Source organism: Streptomyces griseicoloratus, assembly GCF_014534645.1.
GTDB lineage: Bacteria > Actinomycetota > Actinomycetes > Streptomycetales > Streptomycetaceae > Streptomyces > Streptomyces griseicoloratus.
Map to the genome: position 1 here is coordinate 59,074 of NZ_JACVQF010000178.1, position 22,308 is coordinate 81,381.

17 protein-coding genes and 2 pseudogenes are annotated in these 22,308 nt (G+C 70.3%); 13 read left to right on the top strand and 6 right to left on the bottom strand.

The genetic code is table 11. The annotated features are described in order from the left end of the window. Genes H0H10_RS09440 through H0H10_RS09460 form a run of 5 tightly spaced genes read left to right on the top strand, consistent with a single transcriptional unit; the run spans nt 1 to nt 7,289 of the window. Entirely contained in the window at nt 1-861 is an 861-nt protein-coding gene (locus tag H0H10_RS09440; protein ID WP_188180403.1) for a bifunctional methylenetetrahydrofolate dehydrogenase/methenyltetrahydrofolate cyclohydrolase, read from the top strand. Further along, complete coding sequence (gene glyA, locus H0H10_RS09445; protein WP_188180404.1) at nt 858-2,147, top strand: serine hydroxymethyltransferase; 1,290 nt, start codon at nt 858-860, stop codon at nt 2,145-2,147. Before H0H10_RS09440 ends, glyA begins: the two co-directional genes overlap by 4 nt. Continuing rightward, the gene (locus tag H0H10_RS09450) at nt 2,144-3,376 is read left to right on the top strand and encodes a sarcosine oxidase subunit beta family protein (RefSeq protein WP_188180405.1); all 1,233 of its coding nucleotides are present in this window, start codon (nt 2,144-2,146) and stop codon (nt 3,374-3,376) included. The genes glyA and H0H10_RS09450 overlap by 4 nt, the downstream gene beginning before the upstream one ends. Before the next feature lie 12 nt (nt 3,377-3,388). Continuing rightward, nucleotides 3,389-6,691: a sarcosine oxidase subunit alpha family protein gene (locus H0H10_RS09455; RefSeq protein ID WP_188180406.1), complete on the top strand. Its 3,303-nt coding sequence runs from the start codon at nt 3,389-3,391 to the stop codon at nt 6,689-6,691. Then, nucleotides 6,684-7,289, top strand: coding sequence for a sarcosine oxidase subunit gamma (locus H0H10_RS09460; RefSeq protein ID WP_188180407.1), 606 nt, complete (start codon nt 6,684-6,686; stop codon nt 7,287-7,289). Before H0H10_RS09455 ends, H0H10_RS09460 begins: the two co-directional genes overlap by 8 nt. A gap of 189 nt (nt 7,290-7,478) precedes the next feature. On the opposite strand, the gene purU is transcribed toward H0H10_RS09460, so the two are convergent. Then, a complete protein-coding gene (gene purU / locus H0H10_RS09465; protein ID WP_188180408.1) occupies nt 7,479-8,351 on the bottom strand; it encodes a formyltetrahydrofolate deformylase in 873 nt (290 codons plus the stop codon). A gap of 339 nt (nt 8,352-8,690) precedes the next feature. Here purU and H0H10_RS09470 point away from each other — a divergent pair, with 339 nt between their 5' ends. The 3 genes and pseudogenes from H0H10_RS09470 to H0H10_RS39760 form a co-directional block, all read left to right on the top strand. Beyond that, a complete protein-coding gene (locus tag H0H10_RS09470; protein ID WP_188180409.1) occupies nt 8,691-9,368 on the top strand; it encodes a sarcosine oxidase subunit gamma in 678 nt (225 codons plus the stop codon). A gap of 67 nt (nt 9,369-9,435) precedes the next feature. Beyond that, nucleotides 9,436-10,569, top strand: coding sequence for an aromatic ring-hydroxylating oxygenase subunit alpha (locus H0H10_RS09475; RefSeq protein WP_188180410.1), 1,134 nt, complete (start codon nt 9,436-9,438; stop codon nt 10,567-10,569). Between the two features lie 68 nt (nt 10,570-10,637). Continuing rightward, nucleotides 10,638-11,222, top strand: a pseudogene (locus H0H10_RS39760) (FAD-dependent monooxygenase); the annotation flags it as partial. A gap of 278 nt (nt 11,223-11,500) precedes the next feature. On the opposite strand, the gene H0H10_RS09480 reads toward H0H10_RS39760, so the two are convergent. The 5 genes and pseudogenes from H0H10_RS09480 to H0H10_RS09500 form a co-directional block, all read right to left on the bottom strand. Further along, on the bottom strand, nt 11,501-12,268 hold the full coding sequence (locus H0H10_RS09480; RefSeq protein ID WP_188180411.1) for a hypothetical protein: 768 nt from the start codon (nt 12,266-12,268) through the stop codon (nt 11,501-11,503). Nucleotides 12,269-12,368: 100 nt separating this feature from the next. Further along, a pseudogene (locus H0H10_RS09485) lies at nt 12,369-12,494 on the bottom strand (chorismate synthase); the annotation flags it as partial. Continuing rightward, nucleotides 12,454-12,888: a DUF6069 family protein gene (locus H0H10_RS09490; RefSeq protein WP_309141765.1), complete on the bottom strand. Its 435-nt coding sequence runs from the start codon at nt 12,886-12,888 to the stop codon at nt 12,454-12,456. The gene H0H10_RS09490 and the pseudogene H0H10_RS09485, both read right to left, overlap by 41 nt. Beyond that, nucleotides 12,885-13,496, bottom strand: coding sequence for a TetR/AcrR family transcriptional regulator (locus tag H0H10_RS09495; protein WP_188180412.1), 612 nt, complete (start codon nt 13,494-13,496; stop codon nt 12,885-12,887). The genes H0H10_RS09490 and H0H10_RS09495 overlap by 4 nt, the downstream gene beginning before the upstream one ends. A gap of 146 nt (nt 13,497-13,642) precedes the next feature. Next, complete coding sequence (locus H0H10_RS09500; RefSeq protein WP_188180413.1) at nt 13,643-14,380, bottom strand: SDR family oxidoreductase; 738 nt, start codon at nt 14,378-14,380, stop codon at nt 13,643-13,645. A 218-nt stretch (nt 14,381-14,598) separates the two neighbouring features. Here H0H10_RS09500 and H0H10_RS09505 point away from each other — a divergent pair, with 218 nt between their 5' ends. From H0H10_RS09505 to H0H10_RS09525, 5 genes are all read left to right on the top strand, one after another. Then, nucleotides 14,599-15,423 (top strand): helix-turn-helix transcriptional regulator, encoded by an 825-nt coding sequence (locus H0H10_RS09505; RefSeq protein WP_188180414.1) that lies wholly within the window; start codon nt 14,599-14,601, stop codon nt 15,421-15,423. Between the two features lie 665 nt (nt 15,424-16,088). After that, complete coding sequence (locus tag H0H10_RS09510; RefSeq protein ID WP_223179616.1) at nt 16,089-16,874, top strand: hypothetical protein; 786 nt, start codon at nt 16,089-16,091, stop codon at nt 16,872-16,874. A gap of 330 nt (nt 16,875-17,204) precedes the next feature. Further along, complete coding sequence (locus H0H10_RS09515; RefSeq protein WP_188180415.1) at nt 17,205-19,421, top strand: MMPL family transporter; 2,217 nt, start codon at nt 17,205-17,207, stop codon at nt 19,419-19,421. Nucleotides 19,422-19,765: 344 nt separating this feature from the next. Then, nucleotides 19,766-20,431 carry a pyridoxamine 5'-phosphate oxidase family protein gene (locus tag H0H10_RS09520; RefSeq protein WP_188180416.1) on the top strand — a complete coding sequence of 222 codons (666 nt, stop codon included), beginning with the start codon at nt 19,766-19,768 and terminating at the stop codon, nt 20,429-20,431. A gap of 415 nt (nt 20,432-20,846) precedes the next feature. Continuing rightward, nucleotides 20,847-22,130 carry a tetratricopeptide repeat protein gene (locus H0H10_RS09525; protein WP_188180417.1) on the top strand — a complete coding sequence of 428 codons (1,284 nt, stop codon included), beginning with the start codon at nt 20,847-20,849 and terminating at the stop codon, nt 22,128-22,130. The last annotated feature ends 178 nt before the right edge of the window (nt 22,131-22,308 follow it).

The window sequence follows — 22,308 nt, forward strand, 5'->3', positions numbered from 1 at the left end:
ATGACTGCGCAGCTGCTCGACGGCAAGGCGACCGCCGCCGCGATCCGTCATGAACTCGCCGAACGCGTGGCCAAGCTGACCGCCACCGCCGGCCGCCCACCCGGCCTCGGCACCGTCCTCGTCGGTGACGACCCCGGAAGCCACGCCTACGTCAACGGAAAGCACCGGGACTGCGCACAGATCGGCGTCGCCTCCCTCCGGCGCGAACTGCCCGCCGACGCCACGCAACAGCAGGTCGAGGACGTCATCGACGAGCTCAACGCCGACCCGGCCTGCACCGGCTACATCGTCCAGCTCCCGCTGCCGCGCCACCTCGACGCCAACGCCGTACTGGAACGCATGGACCCCGCCAAGGACGCCGACGGCCTGCACCCCGTCAACCTCGGCCGGCTCGTCCTCGGCGTCGACGCCCCGCTGCCCTGCACCCCGCGCGGCATCGTCGAACTGCTCCGGCGCCACGACGTGCCGCTCGCCGGAGCGCGCGTGTGCGTGATCGGACGGGGCATCACGGTCGGACGCCCCATCGGACTGCTGCTCACCCGCAGGTCCGAGAACGCCACCGTGACCCTGTGCCACACCGGCACCAAGGGCCTGGCCTGGCACGTACGCGAGGCGGACATCGTCATCGCCGCCGCCGGCTCGCCCGGGCTGATCACCGAGGACATGCTGCGCCCCGGCGCGGCCGTCCTGGACGTCGGCATCACCCGTACCGACCAGGGGCTGGTCGGCGACGTGCACCCGGACGCGGCCACGGTGGCCGGGTGGCTCGCGCCGATGCCCGGAGGCGTGGGTCCCATGACCCGGGCCATGTTGCTCGCCAATGTCGTCGAGGCCGCCGAGAGGAACGCGAACTCCGTATGAACGCGCTGAACACCCCCCTGGCGGAGCTGGACCCCGAGGTCCACGCCGCGCTCCGCGCCGAGCTGCACCGCCAGCAGTCCACCCTCGAAATGATCGCCTCCGAGAACTTCGCCCCCACCGCCGTGATGGAGGCGCAAGGGTCGGTCGCGACCAACAAGTACGCCGAGGGATACCCCGGCCGCCGCTACTACGGCGGCTGCGAACACGTCGACGTCACCGAGCGGCTGGCCATCGAGCGGATCAAGTCGCTCTTCGGTGCCGGGTACGCCAATGTGCAGCCGCACTCGGGCGCCCAGGCCAACACCGCCGTCTTCTTCGCGCTGCTCAAGCCCGGGGACACCGTCCTCGGCCTCGACCTCGCACACGGCGGCCACCTCACCCACGGCATGCGCATCAACTACAGCGGCAAGATGCTCAACGTCGTGCCGTACCACGTCTCCGAGGCGGACAACCTCGTCGACATGGACGAGGTGGAGCGCCTCGCCAAGGAACACCGCCCCAAGATGATCATCGCGGGCTGGTCGGCGTACCCGCGGCAGCTGGACTTCGCGGCCTTCCGGCGGATCGCCGACGAGGTGGGCGCCCTGCTGATGGTCGACATGGCGCACTTCGCCGGCCTGGTCGCCGCCGGACTGCACCCCAGCCCCGTACCGCACGCCCACGTCACCACCACGACGACGCACAAGACGCTCGGCGGACCGCGCGGGGGAGTCATCCTCACGAACGACGCCGACCTCGCGAAGAAGATCAACTCGGCGGTGTTCCCCGGTATGCAGGGCGGACCGCTGGAGCACGTCATCGCCGCCAAGGCGGTGGCGTTCAAGGTGGCCGCCTCGCCCGAGTTCGCCGAACGCCAGGCCCGCACCCTCGCCGGCTCCCGCATCCTCGCCGAACGGCTCACCCGGCCGGACGCGGCGGCCGCCGGCGTGAAGGTCCTCACCGACGGCACGGACGTGCACCTCGTCCTGGTCGACCTGCGTGACTCCGCACTCGACGGCAAGCAGGCCGAGGACCTGCTCCACGAGATCGGCATCACCGTCAACCGCAACGCCGTGCCCTTCGACCCGCGCCCGCCCATGGTCACCTCGGGACTGCGCATCGGCACCCCGGCACTGGCCACCCGGGGCTTCACCGAAGAGGACTTCGCCGAGGTCGCCGACGTGATCGCCCTGGCGCTCCAGCCCGAGCCGGACATCAAGGCCCTGCGCGCCCGCACCGAGGCGCTGGCCGCCAAGCACCCGCTCTACCCGCACCTTTCCGAAGCAGAAGCCGGAGACGCCCGATGAGTCCCCGAACCCCCGGCGCCGACCTCCCGGACCACCCCGACTGGCTCTGGCGCACGCCGGAGCCCAAGCGGTCGTACGACGTGGTGATCGTCGGTGGCGGCGGCCACGGCCTGGCCACCGCCCACTACCTGGCGAAGAACCACGGCATCACCAATGTCGCCGTGCTGGAGAAGGGCTGGCTCGCGGGCGGCAACATGGCCCGCAACACCACCATCATCCGGTCCAACTACCTGTGGGACGAGAGCGCCGGCATCTACGAGCACGCGCTCAAGCTGTGGGAGGGGCTGGACGAGGAACTCGACTACCCCATCCTGTTCTCGCAGCGTGGCGTGCTGAACCTCGCGCACGGGCTCCAGGACGTGCGCGACAGCGTCCGCCGCGTCGAGGCGAACCGGCTCAACGGCGTGGACGCCGAATGGCTCGACGCCAAGCAGGTCAAAGAGGTCTGCCCGATCGTCAACGTCTCCGAGGACGTGCGCTATCCGGTGCTGGGCGCCACCTACCAGCCGCGCGCCGGCATCGCCAAGCACGACTACGTCGCCTGGGGCTTCGCCCGGTCCGCCGACGCGGCCGGGATCGACATCATCCAGAACTGCGAGGTCACCGGCATCGACGTCGCGGGCGGCCGGGTCGTCGGAGTGCAGACCACGCTCGGCCCGATCGCGGCGGGCAAGGTGGCGCTCTGCTCGGCCGGACACACCTCGGTGCTCGCCGCCATGGCCGGTATCGAACTCCCCATCCAGAGCCACCCGCTGCAGGCGCTGGTCTCCGAGCTCCTGGAGCCGGTGCACCCGACCGTCGTGATGTCCAACGCGGTCCACGTGTACGTCAGCCAGGCGCACAAGGGAGAGCTGGTGATGGGCGCGGGCATCGACGCGTACAACGCCTACACCCAGCGCGGCGCCTTCCACATCATCGAAGAGCAGATGTCGGCAGCGCTGGAGCTCTTCCCCGTCTTCGCCCGCGCCCATGTGCTGCGGACCTGGGGCGGGATCGTCGACGTCAGCCCCGACGCCTCACCGATCGTCGGCCTCAGCCCCGTCGACAACCTCTACCTCAACTGCGGCTGGGGCACCGGCGGCTTCAAGGCCACCCCGGGCCTCGGCTGGGTCTACGCCCACACCATCGCCCACGACACCCCACACCACCTCAACGCACCCTTCTCGCTCGACCGTTTCACCACCGGCGCGCTCGTCGACGAGCACGGCGCGGCCGCGGTGGCCCACTAGGGAGCCGAACCCATGCTTCTCATCCCATGCCCCTGGTGCGGGCCCCGTGACGAGGCCGAGTTCCACTACGGCGGCCAGGCCCACGTGCCGTATCCGCAGGACCCGGCGTCCCTGTCCGACAAGGAGTGGGCCCGCTACCTCTTCTTCCGCGACAATCCCAAGGGCCCCTTCGCCGAACGCTGGAGCCACGCGGCAGGCTGCCGCCGCTGGTTCAACGCCGTCCGGGACACGTCGACGAACGAGATCCTCACGGTGTACCGGCCGGGCGAGGACCGCCCGTCTTCCGAGGACCTGAGCCTCACGGCGACTTCCCAGCAGCGACCGGCCACTTCGCAGCCTCTTCCGGCCACTTCTCAGCCGCGCCCGGGATCACCAGCCCGTCCGGCGTTCGAGGACGAGGCCCGTCCAGGTCCGACGGGGGTCCAGGGGGCGGAGCCCCCTGGCGGGGCCGAAGGGGCAGCGCCCCTGGAGGACGGGACGGGCAGGGGCGGCGGGGGCGACCACCCCTTCCGCCACCCCACCCGCGGCCGAATCGACCGCACCGCGCCCCTCAAGTTCACCTTCGACGGCACCGAATACCAGGGCTACCGAGGCGACACCCTCGCCTCCGCCCTCCTCGCCAACGGCGTCATCCAGACCGGCACCAGCATCAAACTCGGCCGCCCCCGCGGCATCTTCTCCGCCGGCGTCGAGGAGCCCAACGCCGTCATCCAGATCGAGGAACCCTTCCCCGAGCCGATGCTCCCCGCGACCACGGTCGAGCTGTACGACGGCCTGGTGGCGAGCAGCCTCCCCGGCCAGGGCCGCCTCGCCACCGAACCGGACCCGGCCCGCTACGACGCCGTACACGCGCACTGCGACCTGCTGGTCGTGGGCGCGGGCCCGGCCGGCCTCGCGGCCGCGGCGGCGGCAGCGAGAAGCGGCGCCCGCGTCATCCTCGCCGACGACCAGCCCGAGCCGGGCGGAAGCCTGCTGGGCACGGGCGAACTGCTCGACTGGGTGGCCGAGACCGGCCGCGAGCTCGCAGCCGCCCCCGAGGTGCGCGTGCTGCACCGCACCACCGTCTTCGGCCACTACGACGACAATCACCTGCTCGCCGTCGAGCGCCGCACCAACCACCTCGGCGCCCAGGCTCCCGCCCACGTGTCGCGCGAGCGCGTCTGGCGCATCCGCGCCCGGCACGTCGTCCTCGCCACCGGCGCCCACGAGCGCTCGCTGGCCTTCGCGGACAACGACCGCCCCGGCGTGATGCTGGCCGCCTCGGCCCGCTCGTACGTCAACCGCCACGGCGTCCTGCCCGGCCGCCACGCCGTCGTCTTCACCACCAATGACAGTGCCTACGCCGCCGCTCTCGACCTCGCTGCGGCAGGCGTGGAGGTCGCGGCGATCGTCGACACCCGGCCCGAGCCGGGCCCGTGGGCGGACCGCGCCCGGGACGCCGGGATCGAGGTGCTGACCGGACACGCCGTCACCGGCACGGAAGGCGGAGAGCGGCTCACCGCCGTGTCCGTCGCCCCGTACGGGGAGGCCACCGCACGCAGGGAATTCGCCGTCGACCTGCTGCTGGTCTCCGGCGGCTGGAACCCCGTCGCCCACCTGTTCAGCCAGGCGGGCGGCAAGCTGCGCTACGACGACACGCTCGGCTCCTTCGTCCCCGACACCTGCCGCCAGGCCGTGGAGGTCGCGGGTGGCGCGAACGGCGTCCTGGACCTCGCCGGGGCCCTCGCCGAGGGCGCCGCGGCCGGCGCCCGCGCGATCGAAGCCGTGGGCTACACCTGCGAGGTGCCCCGCCTGCCCGACGTGGCCGCCGTACCGCAGGCGCCGCCCATGCAGGTCTTCCTCGTCCCCGGAGCGGCCGGAGCACCCCGCTTCGTCGACCTCCAGCGCGATGTCACGGTCGACGACCTGGCCCGCGCGACCGGCGCCGGTCTGCGCTCGGTGGAGCACACCAAGCGCTACACCACGGCCGGCACCGCCAACGACCAGGGCAAGACCTCCGGACTCCTGTCCAGCGGCATCGTCGCCGAACTGCTCGGCGTGGACATCTCCGCCCTCGGCACCACCACGTTCCGGCCGCCCTACACGCCGGTGTCGTTCGCCGCGCTCGCCGGTCGTCACCGGGGCGCTCTGCTCGACCCGATCCGCGTGACGGCGCTGCACGAGTGGCACGTCGAGCACGGCGCGCTGTTCGAGAACGTCGGGCAGTGGAAGCGGCCCTGGTACTACCCACGGGACGGCGAGGACATGGAGGCGGCGGTGCTGCGCGAGTGCCGGGCGGCCCGTGAGGGTGTGGCGTTCATGGACGCCTCCACCCTCGGCAAGATCGACGTGCAGGGGCCGGACGCCGGTGTCTTCCTGGACCGGCTCTACACCAACATGATGAGCACCCTGAAAGTCGGCATGATCCGCTACGGCGTGATGTGCCGGGCGGACGGGATGGTCTTCGACGACGGCACCGTCATCCGCCTGGCACCGGACCGCTTCCTGGTCACCACGACCACGGGCAACGCCGCCACCGTGCTGGACTGGATGGAGGAGTGGCTGCAGACCGAGTGGCCGGAGCTGCGCGTGCACTGCACGTCGGTGACCGAGCAGTGGGCCACAGTGGCTCTGGTCGGCCCCCGCTCCCGCGAGGTGCTGGCCGGGCTCGCGCCGACGCTGGCGGTGGACAACGACAGCTTCCCGTTCATGGCGTGGCGGGACACGACGGTCGCGGGCATCGACGCGCGGATCTGCCGGATCAGCTTCTCCGGCGAACTGGCCTATGAGATCAACGTGTCGCCGTGGGAGGCCCTGGCGCTCTGGGAGGCGCTGTACGAGGCGGGCCGGCCGTACGGCATCACCCCGTACGGCACCGAGACCATGCACGTGCTGCGGGCGGAGAAGGGCTATCCGATCGTCGGCCAGGACACCGACGGCACGGTGACGCCGCAGGACCTCGGCATGAGCTGGGTGGTGTCCAAGAAGAAGCCGGACTTCGTCGGCAAGCGCTCCTTCGCACGCGCCGATACCGTCCGCCCCGACCGCAAGCACCTGGTCGGACTGCTTCCCGAGGACCCCGGCACCTTCCTCCCCGAGGGCACGCACCTGGTCGCCGACAGTGAGCTGCCCGCGCCCCCCGTCCCGATGCTCGGCCACGTCACCTCCAGCTACCGCAGCGCGGCGCTCGGCCGGACCTTCGCCCTCGCCCTGATCAAGGGCGGCAGGGACCGCATCGGAGAGCGGCTGTACGCCCCCGTGGGCGACCGGCTGGTCCCCGTGACCGTCGCCAGTCCCGTCCTCTACGACCCGGAGGGGGCCCGCCGTGATGGCTGACGCCGTACGTCCCGTGCCGCGCCGCAGTCCCCTGGCGCACGCGGCGGACCGTCTGGCCGCCGTCAGCCGGGACACGGGCGGAGCGCTGCACCTGGCCGAACTGCCCTTCCTCGCCCAGATCGGTGTCCGGCTCGACCCGAAAGGCGCGGCGGCCGACGCCGTCGGGCTGGTGCTGGGCCTGCAACTGCCCGTCGAACCCCACACCGTCGTACGCGCCGGGAACCTGACCGCTCTGTGGCTCGGCCCCGACGAGTGGCTGGTGCTCGGTCCGCCCGGCAGCCGGCAGGACCTGGAGAGCCGGATCCGTGAAGCGGCGGGTGACGCCTTCGTGTCCGTCACGGACGTCTCCGCCCAGCGCACCACGCTTCTCGTCGGGGGGCCACGCGCCCGCGACCTGCTGGCCCACGGCTGTGCACTGGATCTGCACCCGCGTGCCTTCTCGACCGGACGCTGCGCGCAGACCACTCTGGCCCGCGCACAGGTCGTGCTGGTAGCTCCGGAGGAACCCGGTGCCGGGTTCCAGGTGCTGGTCCGTTCGTCCTTCGCCGGCTACCTGACGGACTGGCTGCTGGACGCGGCCACGGAGTGGAGGGCCTGAGCCCGGACTCACGCCGCCATGTCGTGCGGTCGGTGAGCAGGCCCGGCCTCTGATCACCGATCGCCGCCCGTCCCGGTGGTCCGCAGCGGCTCGCTGCGGACCACCGGGACTCTTGCCGTTGCCGCTCACACGAAAAGGCCGCCGCGTACGCGGCGGCCTCAGTGGGCTGTTCCTCCGGGGACTCGCCCCTCAGCGGAAGACGACCGTGCGGTTGCCGTTGATCATGATCCGGCTCCGGCTGTGCCACTCCACGGCCCGGGCGAGGACCTGCGCCTCGACGTCACGGCCCAGGCTGACCAGGCTGTCCGGGCTCTGCGAGTGGTCCACGCGGACGACGTCCTGCTCGATGATGGGACCCTCGTCGAGGTCCGGGGTGACGTAGTGCGCCGTGGCTCCGATGAGTTTGACGCCCCGCTCGTGAGCCTGGACGTAGGGCCGTGCGCCCTTGAAGCTCGGCAGGAACGAGTGGTGGATGTTGATCGCCCGCCCTTCGAGCTGCTTGCACAGGTCGTTGGACAGGATCTGCATGTAGCGGGCGAGGACCACGAGGTCGATGTCGAGCCGGTCGACGAGTTCCAGCAGCCGCGCCTCCGCCTCGGGCTTCGTCTCGGGAGTCACCGGGATGTGGTGGAAGGGGATCCCGTGGCTCTCGGCGAGCGGTTCGAAGTCCCGGTGGTTGGAGACGATCGCCGGTACCTCGATGTTCAGCGCGCCGATGCTCCAGCGGAAGAGCAGATCGTTCAGGCAGTGACCGAACTTCGACACCATGATCAGCGTGCGGGTCGGAGTCGCCGCGTGGTGCAGCTGCCAGGAGATCCGGTACGCCTCCGCCACCGGAGCGAAGCCGGTCCGCAGGTCCTCCAGGGACGTGCCCGGGTCCGAGACGTCGAAGTGCACCCGCATGAAGAAGCGGTCCTGGAGCCGGTCGTCGAACTGCTGGCTCTCCTGGATGTTCCCGGAGTGCCGGACGAGGAAGCTCGTGACGGCGTGGACGAGGCCGGAGCGATCAGGGCACGAGAGGGTGAGGACGAACTCGCGGTCGGGTTGGGGTCGAAGAGACACTGAGTCCTCCCGGAGATGCGTAGCGCATTACGCAACGATGAGATTGATACGCAACATGGTCGGGCCGTGGCGGCCTGTGGTCAAGGGCCTGCCCCGACGTTGATCCGTGGTGGGCCGGCGTGCCGGCCTGTCGGACGGGCCGACCCTCTGCGACCTCTTGACAGCAGTCCGGGTGGGATGCACTGTGTGTTGCGCAAGCTGATGCACGTTGCGAATAAGGCAACTTCCTGGTTTCTCCCTGGTCTCTCCCCCGTACGCGTTAGGGAGTTCTGATGCATGCTCGCCTTCCGGGTGCCGGTCTTCCGGGGCATCCGCGCAACTCCGAAAGAGCCCGCCGCGATGGCTGACACCGCTGCCCGTCGCAGCCCACTGGCCCACACCGCCGATCGCTTCGCGGCAGTGACCCGGAGCTCACGCGGGGCCCTGCGCCTGGCCGAGCTCCCCTTCCTCGCCCAGGTCACCGTCCGGCTCGACCCCAAGAGCCCGGCGGCGGAGGCCGCCGGCCTGGCCCTGGGGGTTCCGTTGCCCCTGGTGCCGAACACCGTCAACCGCGGCGGCGAACTGGCCGTGCTGTGGCTCGGCCCCGACGAGTGGCTGGTCGTCGGGCCGGCGGCGACAACCGGCCTGGCCGAGCGACTGCGAACCGCGATCGGCGACGAACACGTGACGATCGCCGACGAACACGCGGCGGTCGTTGACGAACACACGGCGGTCGTCGACGAGCACACTGCGGTCGTCGACGTCTCCGCGCAGCGCACCACGCTGCTCGTCGCCGGACCCCGCTCCCGTGACCTCCTCGCCCACGGTTGCCCCATCGACCTGCATCCGCGGGCCTTCGGGATCGGCCGCTGCGCGCAGACCACGCTCGCCCGTGCCCACGTCGTCCTCGTGGCCCGTGACGATCTCAGGCCCGGATTCTGGGTGCTGGTCCGCTCCTCCTTCGCCGGCTACCTCGCCGACTGGCTCCTGGACGCGGCAACGGAGCACGTCGGGCAACCGGCCCTCCAGGTGAGCTGAAGCAGCCCCTGACCTCCCCAGCCGTCGGCACGAACCACCTGCCACGACACATCCCTCGAGGTGAACAATGACTACGACCGACCTCCCGGAGAGCCTGATCGCGACCCTCCCCGGTGATCACTACACGGATCCGGAGATCTTCCGGCTGGAGCAGGAACGCATCTTCGAGAACATGTGGTTCTGCGTGGCGCGCTCGTCGGAGCTGGCGAAGCCCGGTGCCTTCAGGACCGTGGACGTGGGGCGAGAGAGCATCCTGGTGACCCGGTCGCGGGACAACTCCATCCGTGCCTACTTCAACGTGTGCAGGCACCGGGGCGCGAAGCTCTGCACGGAGGAGTCCGGCGAGGTCAAGCGGGCGTTCCAGTGCCCGTACCACGCCTGGACCTACGACCTCCAAGGCAAGCTCGTCGCGGCCCCGAACCTGACGAAGATGCCGGACGTGAGCCGCACCCAGTACGGCCTGGCGACCGTGGCGGTGCGCGAGTGGCTGGGCTACGTGTGGGTGTGCCTGGCCGAGAACCCGCCCTCGTTCGAGCAGTCGGTGATCGACGACGTGGTGGCACGCCTGGGCGACGTGGAGTCCATCGACCGCTACGACATCGGGAGTCTGGAGGTCGGCAAGCGCATCGTCTACGACGTGAAGGCGAACTGGAAGCTGATCATCGAGAACTTCATGGAGTGCTACCACTGCGCGACGATCCACCCCGAACTCACCGAGGTACTGCCTGAGTTCGCCGACGGCTACGCCGCCCAGTACTACGTGGGGCACGGCGCGGAGTTCGGAGAGGACATCCAGGGCTTCACCGTTGACGGGTCGGAGGGCCTGGACCGCATTCCCACGGTCTCCGAGGACCAGGACCGCCGCTACTACGCGATCACGGTGCGGCCGCAGGTGTTCATCAACCTGGTCCCCGACCATGTGATCTTCCACCGGATGTACCCCGTGGCGGCCGACCGCACGATCGTGGAGTGCGACTGGCTGTATCTGCCCCACGTGGTGGAGAGCGGCAAGGACGTCAGCAGGTCGGTGGAGCTGTTCGACCGCGTCAACCGGCAGGACTTCGAGGCGTGTGAGCGCTGCCAGCCGGCCATGAGCTCCCGTCTGTACGCCAAGGGCGGCGTCCTGGTGCCGAGCGAGCACCACATCGGCGAGTTCCACGAGTGGGTCCAGGCCCGGCTGGGCGCCCAGCTGTCCCAGTAGCCACCAGGAGCGAGGCCGGCAAGTGGTGCCGGGCGGGAGCCAGGCCCCCGCTCCGCCCGGCACCGGCTGTGCGGCCACCCGCAAGCGGCCGCACGGCGGAGGCTGCCCTGCTCATCGGCGCGGACGGCATCCGGTCGGCCACCCGGTCGCTGCTCGACCGGCACGCGCCCACCCCCGAGTACGCCGGCCCGTACAGCGTCTCGGGCGTCGCCCACGGCATCGAGACCGAACCCGGCATCTTCAACCTGACCTTCGCCCGGAACGGCACCTTCATCCACCTCGCCGCCCCCGGCGGCAAGATCTGGTGGTCGGCCCAGGTCTCGAGCCCCGTGCAGCCGGAGCCGACACTCACCGACGGGGAATGGCTGCGTCGTCTGGCCGGGCTCTATCGGCACGAGCAGGTGCCGTCCGCGATCCTTGACGCCACCGTCGAACTGCACCGCCCCACCCTCATGCACAGGCTCGACCCGGTCCCGGTCCGGCACAGCGACCGCATCGCGCTGCTGGGCGACGCCGCCCACCCTGTCGGTGCGGAACAGGGCGCGTCGATGGCCTTGGAGGACGCACTCGTCCTGGCCCGGTCCCTGGCCGCAGAGCCTTCGGCGGCGGCTGCACTCGCGGCTTACGAGGCTGTCCGCTCCAGCCGTGTGGCCAAGATGGCCAAGGCGGCATCGGACAACCGCGACGCCAAGACGGCCGGGCCGCTCGCACGGCGGATGCGCGACCTGGTGATGCCCGTAGGGGTCCGTCTCTTCTACGAGAAGGCCACGGCCTGGCTCTACACGCATGACCGCGGCGAACTGCCGACTCTTGAGATGGACGGGGGCCCCGACCCCGTGGCGCACGACTCTGACTCCACAGGGCTGCCGGAGGAAGAGCCGTCCTCCCTCCCGGGAACCCGTCCTCGCCTTCCTCCGCCGGCGGCAGGTGATCATGGGGGCGGCACTGCCGGAGCCCCCAGGTCCTCCGACCGGATCAGCCGCAGGAACGCCTTCACTCCGCTGATGATCTCCTCATTCGTCGTCAGCCGGTTCACCGTGGCCTCGAACTCCCGGCCGAGGGCGGCGATCCTGCGGTCGGCGTCGTCGGCGCGTGCGTACACCGTGGCGGTCAGCGCGTCCATGGTCCGACGCAGTTCGGCCAGCGCGCGGTACTGCTCCTCCGCCTTGCCCTGCAGCACCTCCGCGCCCCGTACCAGCCGGTGCACCTCGCTCCTCAGCTCCACCACGTCGTCCCGCGGGTACGTCACGTCCCGCAGCAGCGTCCCCAGCCGCCGCCGCACCTGTCCGAACCACGCGCCCGCGGGCCGGAAGGCCGTGCTGAGCAGGAAGAACCCGGCGAACCAGTACCCCAATCGCTCTCCCGTCGCCACCGCAACGGCCAGCACCGCCCCCGCGGTGACCAGATGCCCCGCCACGGCCGTCCGCAGCATGATCCGGGCGATCCGGGACGCCTCCGTGTCGCGCACGGGCGGCACGTCGAGCCCCTTCTCCCGGCTCAGCGTGATCTCGGCCAGCACCGAGTGCGCCCTGAAGTACAGGTTCCACGGCACGGTGAGCAGCACCAGCAGCCACAGCAGGGCCAGCACCCCTGCCGCCGTCCCCAGCACGGTCCCGAGCGGCGCACCCACGGCGTAGGCGAGCACAAGCGCCCCGACGGTCACTCCGACCGCCACCGTCCCGGCCACGATCTTCCCCACGCCGACCCCCAACCTGAGACGCACAGGGCCTTCATGGTCCGACCGCACGGCGTCCAGGACATGAGTACGCGTACTCAGGCTGGAGGCCGACATGTCCGCTCACGAGCGCGATCACCGCCTCAGCCACGATCCCGGCCGCAGGTGCCGCGCTCACATCCGGACGCCGGTAGCGCGTGGCCGTCGACTCACCGGCGGCCACGTCCACGGTCTTCAACGCCCGCGGCACCGGCTCCCGCCCCGGGGGACCTGCCGCCCAGCCCCGGGATCAGCACCGCCGCCACCGCCAGGTGCATCAGAGCGAGGGCGACCCGGGTGCCGCCGTCCATGCCGTCGCCGATGAACGGCAGGAAGGACACGGCCAGTACGGCGCCGGCCACCCCGGTCCAGATGGCGTGGGCGCGCCGCGCCACGAACCGCTCCAGGGCAGCCAGCAGTCCCCATCCGGCGAGTGACGCGAGCAGCGCGACCACCGCCACGGGCACGGCGCCGATGTCCAGCGTCTGCTCGCCGTCGGCGATCCGCAGCCGGTGCCCCAGCAGTGGGTCCGCGACCAGCCACACCAAGACGGGGGCCAGGACGGCCAGGGCCGCAACCCCGAAGCGCCTTCTCCACGCGCTCACTCGGCACTCCCCGAGACCGCCCCGTGCAGGAAGACCTCCACCAGCTCCTGGGGGGTCAGGTCGGGCTGGTCCTCCGTATGCGGCTGGGTGAAGAGCAGCCCGAAGAAGAGGGCCGCGATCTGCTCCGGCGGCCGGCGCAGGGTGGCCTTGTCGGGCTCCAGCAGCTCCGCGAGGGCCGCGCGGATACGGGTCGTCGACTCGTTGCGGCCCGCGCCGCGCACCGTGCCGGGATGCTTGCCGCCGCGATGCCCCAGCGAGCCCATGATCGCGCCCATCCTGGAGATGTGCGCCTGCAGCGCCTCGGCCGCCTCCGCGAGCCGGTCGGGCAGTGGCTGGGACACGTCGATCGCGTCGAGCTCGCGGACCGCGTGCTCGGGAGAGAGGGCCTCGGCTATGCAGGCCTGCAGCAGCTCGTCCTTGTCGGCGAAGACCCGGAAGATCGTGCCCTCGCCGATGCCCGCGGCGCGGGCGATCTTCGCGGTCGTCACCGCGGCGCCGTACTCGGTGATCAGCGGGATCGCGGTCTGGATGATCATCTTGCGGCGCTGCTCCGGCGACATGCCGGGGGCGCGGCGACGGGTGGTCTGGTTCTCCTTGGGTGCTGTCATGACTGCGAGAGTACGGAGTGAGGACTCACTCCGTCAATGAGTGAGTCCTCACTCCGCTCACATTTCCCGTCCTGGGCGCTCGTCGATGGCAGCCAGGTGGAACCCCTCCCGCGGGTGCGGGTGTCCGCACCGGAGGGGTTGGGAGGTCAGCTCTGGGCGGTGGGCCGGACGACGATCTCGTTCACATCGACCGTGGCAGGCTGTTCGATCGCGAAAGCGATGGCCCGGGCGATCGCGTCGGGCGGGATCGCGAGGGCGTCCCGCATCTTCGTGATCTCTGCTCTGACCCGGCTGTTGGTCGACGCCTCCGCGAAGTCGGTCGCAGTCGCACCAGGCGAGACGGTGGTCACCCGTAGGGAGTCGCCGGCCTCCTGGCGCAGTCCTTCGCAGATGGCCCGGACCGCGAACTTGGTGCCGGCGTAGACGGCCATGGCCGGCACGATGCGAAACGCGGCCGTGGAGGCGGTGGTGATGAAGTGGCCGGTGCCCTGCGCCCGGAAAACCGGCAGTGCGGCGGCGATCCCGTGCAGCACCCCCTTCACGTTGACGTCGACCATGTGGTCCCACTCGTCGACGCGCAGATCGTCGAGGGGCGAGATGGTGCCGGCTCCGGCGTTGCTGACGAGTACGTCGAGCCGGCCGAAGGCCTCACCGGCCAGCGCGACCAGGGCCTGCAGGTCGTCCCGCCGGGTCACGTCGGTGCGGATCTGCACGGCCGTGCCACCTGCCTTCTCGATGCGGGCCACCAGTTCCACCAGGCGCTCGGACCGGCGGGCGCCGAGGACGAGTCGCGCGCCGCGCTCGGCGAGCAGCAGCGCCGTCGCCTCGCCGATGCCACTGCTCGCTCCCGTGATCGCCACCACTTTGCCCTTGATTCCGGACATGACGTCGTCCTCTCCGTCTTCGGCACCGGGGCTGGGGTGCGCCGAACGGCAGCGGGTCCTGGAGGAGCGTCCGGAAGCCGTTTGCGCACCGGACGGCCGGGTCCGGTGTGACCGTGTGAGGCCGTCGGTGGTGCCGCGGCCCCGTGCTCGCGCACCAGTCTCCGGGAGGCTTAGCCTGGTATCCAGACCGAATTTATTCTGGAACTGAAGGTGCCACTATGCTCACGCAGCCGGACCGACGCCGTCAGCTGAGTGAGTTCCTGCGCAGCCGGAGAGAGCGCCTGACCCCTGAAGAGGTGGGGCTGCCGCAGACCGGCCGCCGTCGGACACCGGGACTTCGACGGGAGGAACTGGCACTGCTGGCCGGGATCAGCGCCACCTGGTACACCTACCTGGAGCAGGGGCGGGAGATCCGCGTCTCCGAACAGGTGCTCAACTCCCTTGCGGCGGCGCTGCGGCTCGACCGGCACGAGCGCGATCATCTCCTCCAGCTCGCCGGTCACGCGCCCGCGGCCGAAGCCGAGGAACGCGAGCCGCTGACGGCCGAGGCGGGTGCCGTCCCCCTGCTGCTCCAGCCGAACCCGGCGTACATCATCGGTGGCAACTATGACGTCCTCAGCCACAACCAGGCAGCCGACGCGTTGTTCCCGAGGCTCATCACCGAAGCGGACCGGCCCGCCAACTTCCTCCGCTGGGTGTTCCTCGAACCGGTGGCCCGGGACGTCCTGATCGACTGGGAACCCGAGGCACGCGGCCTGCTCGGCCGATTTCGGACGCTGGCGGCACGCCATTCCGGCGACCCGCGGTACACCCGACTGATCGAGGAGCTGAACGAGGGCAGCCCGGAGGTGAGGGACTGGTGGCCGCAGTACGAGGTGCAGGCCCGGCACGGCGGCCGGAAACGGCTACGGCACCCGCAACGGGGAACGGTCGATTATGCGTACACCGCTTTTCACCTGGCCGAACAGCCGGAGCAGACGCTGGTCGTGTATGTCGACAGCAGCCAACCGAGCGACGGGGGCGCAGCCCGGACCGGCGAATGAAGGAGGGCGCCGGCGGCCGTATCAGCGCTCACGCCACGGCGGCGGAGGGCCGGCGGCTGCACGCCGGGCAACTGCTGGGTGATGGCCCGTCTGTGCGTTCCCCGCCGCCGGGACGGAGTGATCCCCGTCCCGGCCGACCAGCGACGTCACCGACTGCGCCGGGGCAGCCGGGGCGGCAGGCCACCGGCCTTCGGCCGAGAGGCACAATCCGCCTCTGACCCACGGAAGTTGCCTGATGCCAGCCGTACGCGGATCGGTGCGGCCATTGTCAGCGGCTGCTGGCAGCATCGCCGCCATGAACGTCATCCGTACCACCCCGCCGCGGCCGGTCGACGTCACCGCGGTCTTCCCTCAACTGGCCCCCCCGCACAGCAACCCGCTTGCACCCCTACCCTGGGGCTCCGTCACCGCGCGACAGTTCGGTCGGTGGGCCGCTCTTGTGGCCCGCCGACGAGCCCTGGCCCCACTGCGAAGGTCCTCATGAAGTGGACGGACTGAGACGGGTGATGTCCCCGGCGGAGGTGCGGCTGGAGCGACGGAGCCGTGCCGCCACGCGAGGTAGGACCCTGACCCCGCAGGAGCGAGAGACCCTTGACCGAATCCGTCCCCGGCGGGAGCTGCCGCTGGAACCGGCGGTCGCCCAGCCGTATGAGGGATCCATAGCCATGCTGCCGGTCGCGCAGTTGTACGTGCGGGATGTGCCCGATCTGCACGCACCGGCCGGGGCCGATCTGCTTCAGGTGCTGTGGTGCCCCTTCGATCACCCGATCATGCCCAGGACTGCGCTGTTCTGGCGGTCGGCAGCCACGGTGACCGACATTCTCACCACGCCCCCGGAACCACCCGCGGTGCAGTTCGACGGCTACCTGCCCGAGCCGTGCCTGCTCAACCCGGAGCAGATCACCGAATACCCCAACCCCATGGAGTTGAGCAAAGAGGTGCGAGAGCCGCTCGGGGACTGGAACACGTGGCAGGCAGCCGACGTGGGTGTGGACAGCTCCTACGAGCCCTACCCGGAGGAGTTCTACCGGAACAACCTGTCCGTCGCACCCGGCTGGAAAGTCGGCGGCTGGGCTTCCTGGGGCCCCACCGACCCCGACCCCCAGGTCTGCCCCGCCTGCGACACCAAGATGGACCCGCTGCTGACCATCGCCACTTTCGAATGGGACGACAGCAACCGCAGTTGGAACCCCGACGAAGGTCAAGCCCGCACCAGGGTGTCCTCCACGCATACTCGCCCGGAGGACCAGGCCGTGATCGATTTCTTCCGAGCCAAAGGCATTGGGGTCCACGTCCGTGGTCGTGTCCCCCTGGAAGCCCGCGCCACGTCGCCCGTCATTGACCCTGTCCCGAGACAACCGACCGCGGTCCAAATGGGCAGCGGATACGTACAGCAGCTCTACGTCTGCCCGACTTCGCCGGAGCATCCTCACACTGAACTGATGCAGTAGCCGCTCAGACGGCAACCGGCCATCCACCTGGCGTGACCGGGCCCCATGGCGCCCGCCGCATGCCGGTGGAACTCTGCAGGTTCTTCCCGTTGACGCACCCCGCACCTCGCAGCCGAGAGGATGCGGCGTACATGCATCGCCGTGATCTACACCCGGGGGAGAGGCACACGGGGGCGCACTACACCCAATGCAGTACGCCAGTCCAGACCCAGGGACGGATAAAAGGCCGGGGCAGCCCGGGCGAGCATGGACGGGTACCCCGGTCAGAACCCCTGCCTTCTCCATGTGCCGGGTATTCGCCCTGCCCGTAACCCGACGGATTGGTCCCAGGTGGCTACGTTCCTTTATCGACTCGGCCGACGCGCGTTCCGGCGCCGCGGCCTCGTCGCCCTGTTGTGGGTGGCCATACTCGTGGGCGCCGGCGTTGCCGCATCCACGGCGCCCGCCCCGCCCGAAGACTCCTTCTCGATGCCCGGCACCGAGTCGCAGAAGGCATTCGATCTGCTCGACGAGCGCTTCCCGGCCGCCAGCGCCGAAGGCGCCACCGCGCGCGTCGTGATCCGCGCACCCGAGGGTGAGAAGATCTCCGGCCCGGCCGGCAAGGCCAAGGTCGAGGAGCTCGTCGCTGCGCTCGGCGCCGGCCCGCAGGTGGCCTCGGTCGCCGACCCGTTCAAGGCGGACGCCGTCAGCAAGGACGGCACGACCGCGTACGCCTCGGTGACGTACAAGGTCAACTCCATGGAGCTGACCGACCAGGCTCGCGACTCGCTCACCGAAGCCACCGACGACGCGCGCAGCGACGGTTTCACCGTCGAGACCGGCGGTGACGCCGTCATGGCCGAGCAGGAGATGGGCGGCACCGCCGAGCTGATCGGCATAGGCGTCGCCGCGATCGTCCTCCTGCTGACCTTCGGCTCGCTCGTCGCGGCGGGCATGCCGCTGCTCTCGGCGATCATCGGTGTCGGCATCGGCATCTCGGGTATCGGAGCGCTCGGCAGCACGCTCGAGTTGTCCGCCACGACCTCCACGCTGGCCATGATGATCGGCCTCGCGGTCGCCATCGACTACGCCCTGTTCATCGTCTCCCGCTACCGAGCGGAGATCGCCGAAGGCCGCACCCCCGAGGAGGCCGCGGGACGCGCGGTCGGCACCGCGGGCTCCGCGGTCGTCTTCGCCGGACTCACCGTCATCGTGGCCCTGGCAGGGCTCGCGGTGGTCAACATCCCGATCCTCACCAAGATGGGCCTGGCCGCCGCGGCCACGGTCGCCATCGCCGTACTGATCGCACTCAGCCTGACCCCGGCCCTGCTCGGCTTCGCCGGCAAGAAGGCGCTCAGCCGCAAGGACCGCAAGGCGCCCGCCGGCGAGCGGGAGGCGTCCGCCAAGCCCAGGCTCGGCACCCGTTGGTCCCGCTTCGTCCTGCGGCGGCCGTTGACCGTGCTGCTCGCCGCGGTGCTCGGCCTGGGTGTCGTCGCCGTACCGGCCACCAGCCTGGAACTGGGCCTGCCGGACGAGGGCAGCGCGGCACCCGATTCCACGCAGCGCAAGGCGTACGACATGCTGTCGGAGTCCTTCGGCGCCGGGTTCAACGGCCCGCTGATGGTCACCGTCGACACGCGGGGCGCGGACGACCCGAAGGCCGCCGCCGAGACCGTCGGCAAGGAGATCACCGACCTGGGCGAGGCCGCGGCCGTCACCCCGGCGAACTTCAACGAGGCGGGCGACACCGCCGTGCTGACGGTCGTGCCCAAGACCGGTCCGAGCGACGCGGCCACCGAGTCGCTCGTCAAGGACATCCGTGCGCTGTCCGGCGACATCAAGGACGAGACGGGCGCGACCATGCTGGTCACCGGCATGACCGCGATGACCATCGACTTCTCGCAGACCCTGGACGACGCGCTCCTCCCGTACCTGGCTCTGGTCGTCGGCCTCGCGTTCCTGCTGCTGATGCTGGTCTTCCGCTCGATCCTCGTCCCGCTGAAGGCGGCTCTGGGCTTCCTGCTCTCGGTGGCCGCGGCGCTCGGCGCGGTCGTCGCCGTGTTCCAGTGGGGCTGGCTCGCGGACGTCTTCGGGGTGGACCAGCCGGGCCCGATCATGTCGATGATGCCCATCTTCATGATCGGCGTGGTCTTCGGCCTGGCCATGGACTACGAGGTCTTCCTCGTGACGCGCATGCGGGAGGCCTACGTCCACGGGTCCTCCGCCGCCGACTCCGTCACCACGGGCTTCACCCACGGCGGCCGGGTCGTCGCGGCAGCCGCGATCATCATGATCAGCGTCTTCTCCGGCTTCATCATGGAGAACGATGACATGATCAAGATGATGGGCTTCGGCCTGGCGATCGCCGTCCTCTTCGACGCCTTCGTGGTCCGCATGGCCATCGTGCCCGCGGTGCTCGCGCTGCTCGGGACCAAGGCGTGGTGGCTGCCCAAGTGGCTGGACCGCGTCCTGCCGAACGTCGACGTCGAGGGCGAGAAGCTGCACAAGGAACTCGGCGACACCGCGCCCGCGCCGCACACGCGCGAGCCGGAGACGGCCGGAGTCTGACCTCCCACGCGTACGGTTCCCGTGCCCCGGCGCCCTGGCCTCCAGAGCGCCGGGGCCTTGGCTTCCAGGACGCCGGGGCCTTCGCACGTACGCCGTACCTGTGCCCGGGCGAGGGTGCGGGCGAGCTTCCTCCCTCTCGCATCCCGACGGCAGTGGGTCGAGCGCGTGGTCGAAGGCGCCTCGGCCGCGACAACGCCCGCCCCGGGCGGCGCCGACCAGCTGCGGGTAGGCGTCCGGCACACCCCCACGTCCTCTGACTGCGCTGAGGAGCAGTGAACGGTCAACGCGGGCGAGATCACGTGCTGACCCGCGTACTGCCGCGGTCGTCTTCTAGGGTCGTCCGTATGATGATCGACACTGGGGCCGCCGGCTTGCTCTTCGAATCCCTCCAGGCAGATGCCCTCACCAGCCCGGACCAGCTGCGCGAGCTCTACCCGCAGCCGAACCAGAACTCGCTCCGCAAGGAGACCGACCGCCTGACCGAGGAGACCCGGGCGCTGATCGGCTGTTCCTCGCTGGTGTTCATCGGCAGTGCGGACGCCGAGGGCCGGGCGGACGTGACGCCGCGTGGCGGCCCGGCCGGGTTCGTCTCGGTGCTGGACGAACGCACCTTGGTGATCCCCGACGCGACCGGCAACAAGCGGCTCGACACCATGCACAACGTCCTGCAGACCGGACGCGTCGGCCTGCTCTTCCTCATCCCCGGCCGCCCTACCACGCTGCGCGTCAACGGCCGCGCCTGTGTCTCGGCGCGCCCGGAGCTGCTTGCCCAACTCACTCCCGTCGGCAAACCGCCGGTCACGGCGATTGTGGTGCATGCGGAGCAGGTCTATCCGCACTGTCCGAAGTCGCTGATGCGCGCCAACGCCTGGCAACCGGAGCAGTGGGTGCCTGCCGACGCCCAGCCGACCAGCGCCGAGGTGACGCTGGCCCAACTGAACCTGCCGGGCCTGACCGTTGACCAGATCGAGGAGGCCGAACGGGAGTCACTGCGCCTGCGTTACGAGTGAATCGGGACTGAGTGAGCATTTTCCAACCTGCCAGGCTGAGCTGCACAGTTGTAGGCCGAAGCTCGGTTGTTGTGACCGGAGGAGCCGGTTGACGGGGCCCGGCGGAGGGCCGGTTGCTGCCGGCCGAGGCCACCGCTGGGCAGCATGTGCGGGCGCTGAGAGCGCAGCTGCCCCGGTGCCCGTGAACAGATGGGATGGGAACGTGCGTTGATTCGCTTCGTGCATCGCCGCGGCGGCCCCCACGGCAGCGGTGGCGCGGAGGGAACTCCCCAAGAACTGATGGCCGGGGTTACCGATACGCCCCGGGAAAGTGATGTCGCACCCATCATGACAGGTCATAGGGCGTTTTCGTAGGAGGAACGGCACAGGTGACGAGCCTTGTTGGGCCCTCTCCGGGGCACCCAGAATTCCCGTTGTGAATCATTCGGGGAAAGTCGATCAGGAAGACATCGTGCGAGCGCGGAATGTGCTGCTCGCATCAGGTCGCCGCACGCCGCGCGAGGAAGTCGACGCCTACCGGGTGCTCGCTCAGGTCAGCCCCGCCTCGTACCTGCCGCTCTTGGCCAGGGCGCTACAACGTCTGAGCTACGACAGCGGCTCCGGCAAGAAGCATGCAGCCTGTCTCGCGCTGCGAGAGGAGGCAGTGGCCGTAGCACGGTCCATCGATCCGGCCGAACCTGCCCGTGCGGATGTTCTGTACGAGGCTCTCAACACGTGCCAGAGGGAGCTGTACAGCCTGGGTCGACGCGCCGAAGGGCTGGCCATGCGCGCCGAGATGCTTGCCATTGGCCGCGCACAGGCGGAACTGTCCGGAGACCCCGTGGTCAAAGGACTGCGTGAGTGGGCTGCCGGTCTTTCCGAGGAAGGCCGGTATGCCGAGGCTGCCGATGCCATGACCGAGTTGGTCTCAGCGATCCTGCCCGACGGGCCCGGCAGCGGGGGTCTTGCCTGGTCACTCCTGGAGTGGATCGCCGCTCTCCATGACGCCGGCCGGTCCGGCGAAGCGCTCGCCGCGTTCGAGACACTCGTCAGCATGGAAGCGGCCGAAGCCGCGAATGACCGCGGCCCGATGGCCTGCCATCTCTACTCGCTCATCGGGTACGCACAGGTGCTCGATACCCACGGCCGAGGAGGGCGGGCGGCCCGCGTCCGGCAAGACGCACTGGCCTTGCTGACGGAGTTGGCCGATACCGGTGAGCGGAAATCCTGGAGTGGCTATCAGGCGTCGTTCTGGGCGGTGGTGCTCTCCATCTCGGGCGCCGAGAGCGATCGGCCTGCGTCCGATGAACCGCGTCCCCCTTCGGGGGCGACGCCCATGCAGTGGTCGCCCGATGCCAGGCGGCGCTACTTCGAGAGCCGCCATGCCCTCCGTGAAGAGCTGGATGCCCTTGCTCCGCGAGCCGCCGAGGATCCGGACCAGTACCTGGCCGAACTGGTCCGGCTGCATCGGGTCCTCACCGTCCGCTCCGCCGTCTACTGGGAGCACCGTACGCATCTGTTCGCGGAGCGAGTGCGCTCCCTGTTCGACGACGGAGTGGACCTGGCCCGCCGGCTGTCTCAGCACGACCCGGCAGACGGAATGCGAACACTGGCCAGGGCCCTGATCGACCGATCGACCTTCCACACAGCCGCCCGCGAGTTCAGGCCCGCGCTCGATGACTTCCGCCAAGCCCTGAGCTACCTGGGGGAGGCCACCTAACCTGTGCCGGCCGACGTCCGCCCGAGCAGCTCGCCACTTCCCATAGCTCGCGTTACCAGTACCGGGACCACGGGACGGGCCGAGCGGCTGTGGTCTGGTTGGTGTGGTCTTGTGGGGTGTGGGGTGGGTGGTGGGGGTGAGGGGGTGTCAGGGTTCACCTTGTAGGGCTAAGGGGGTG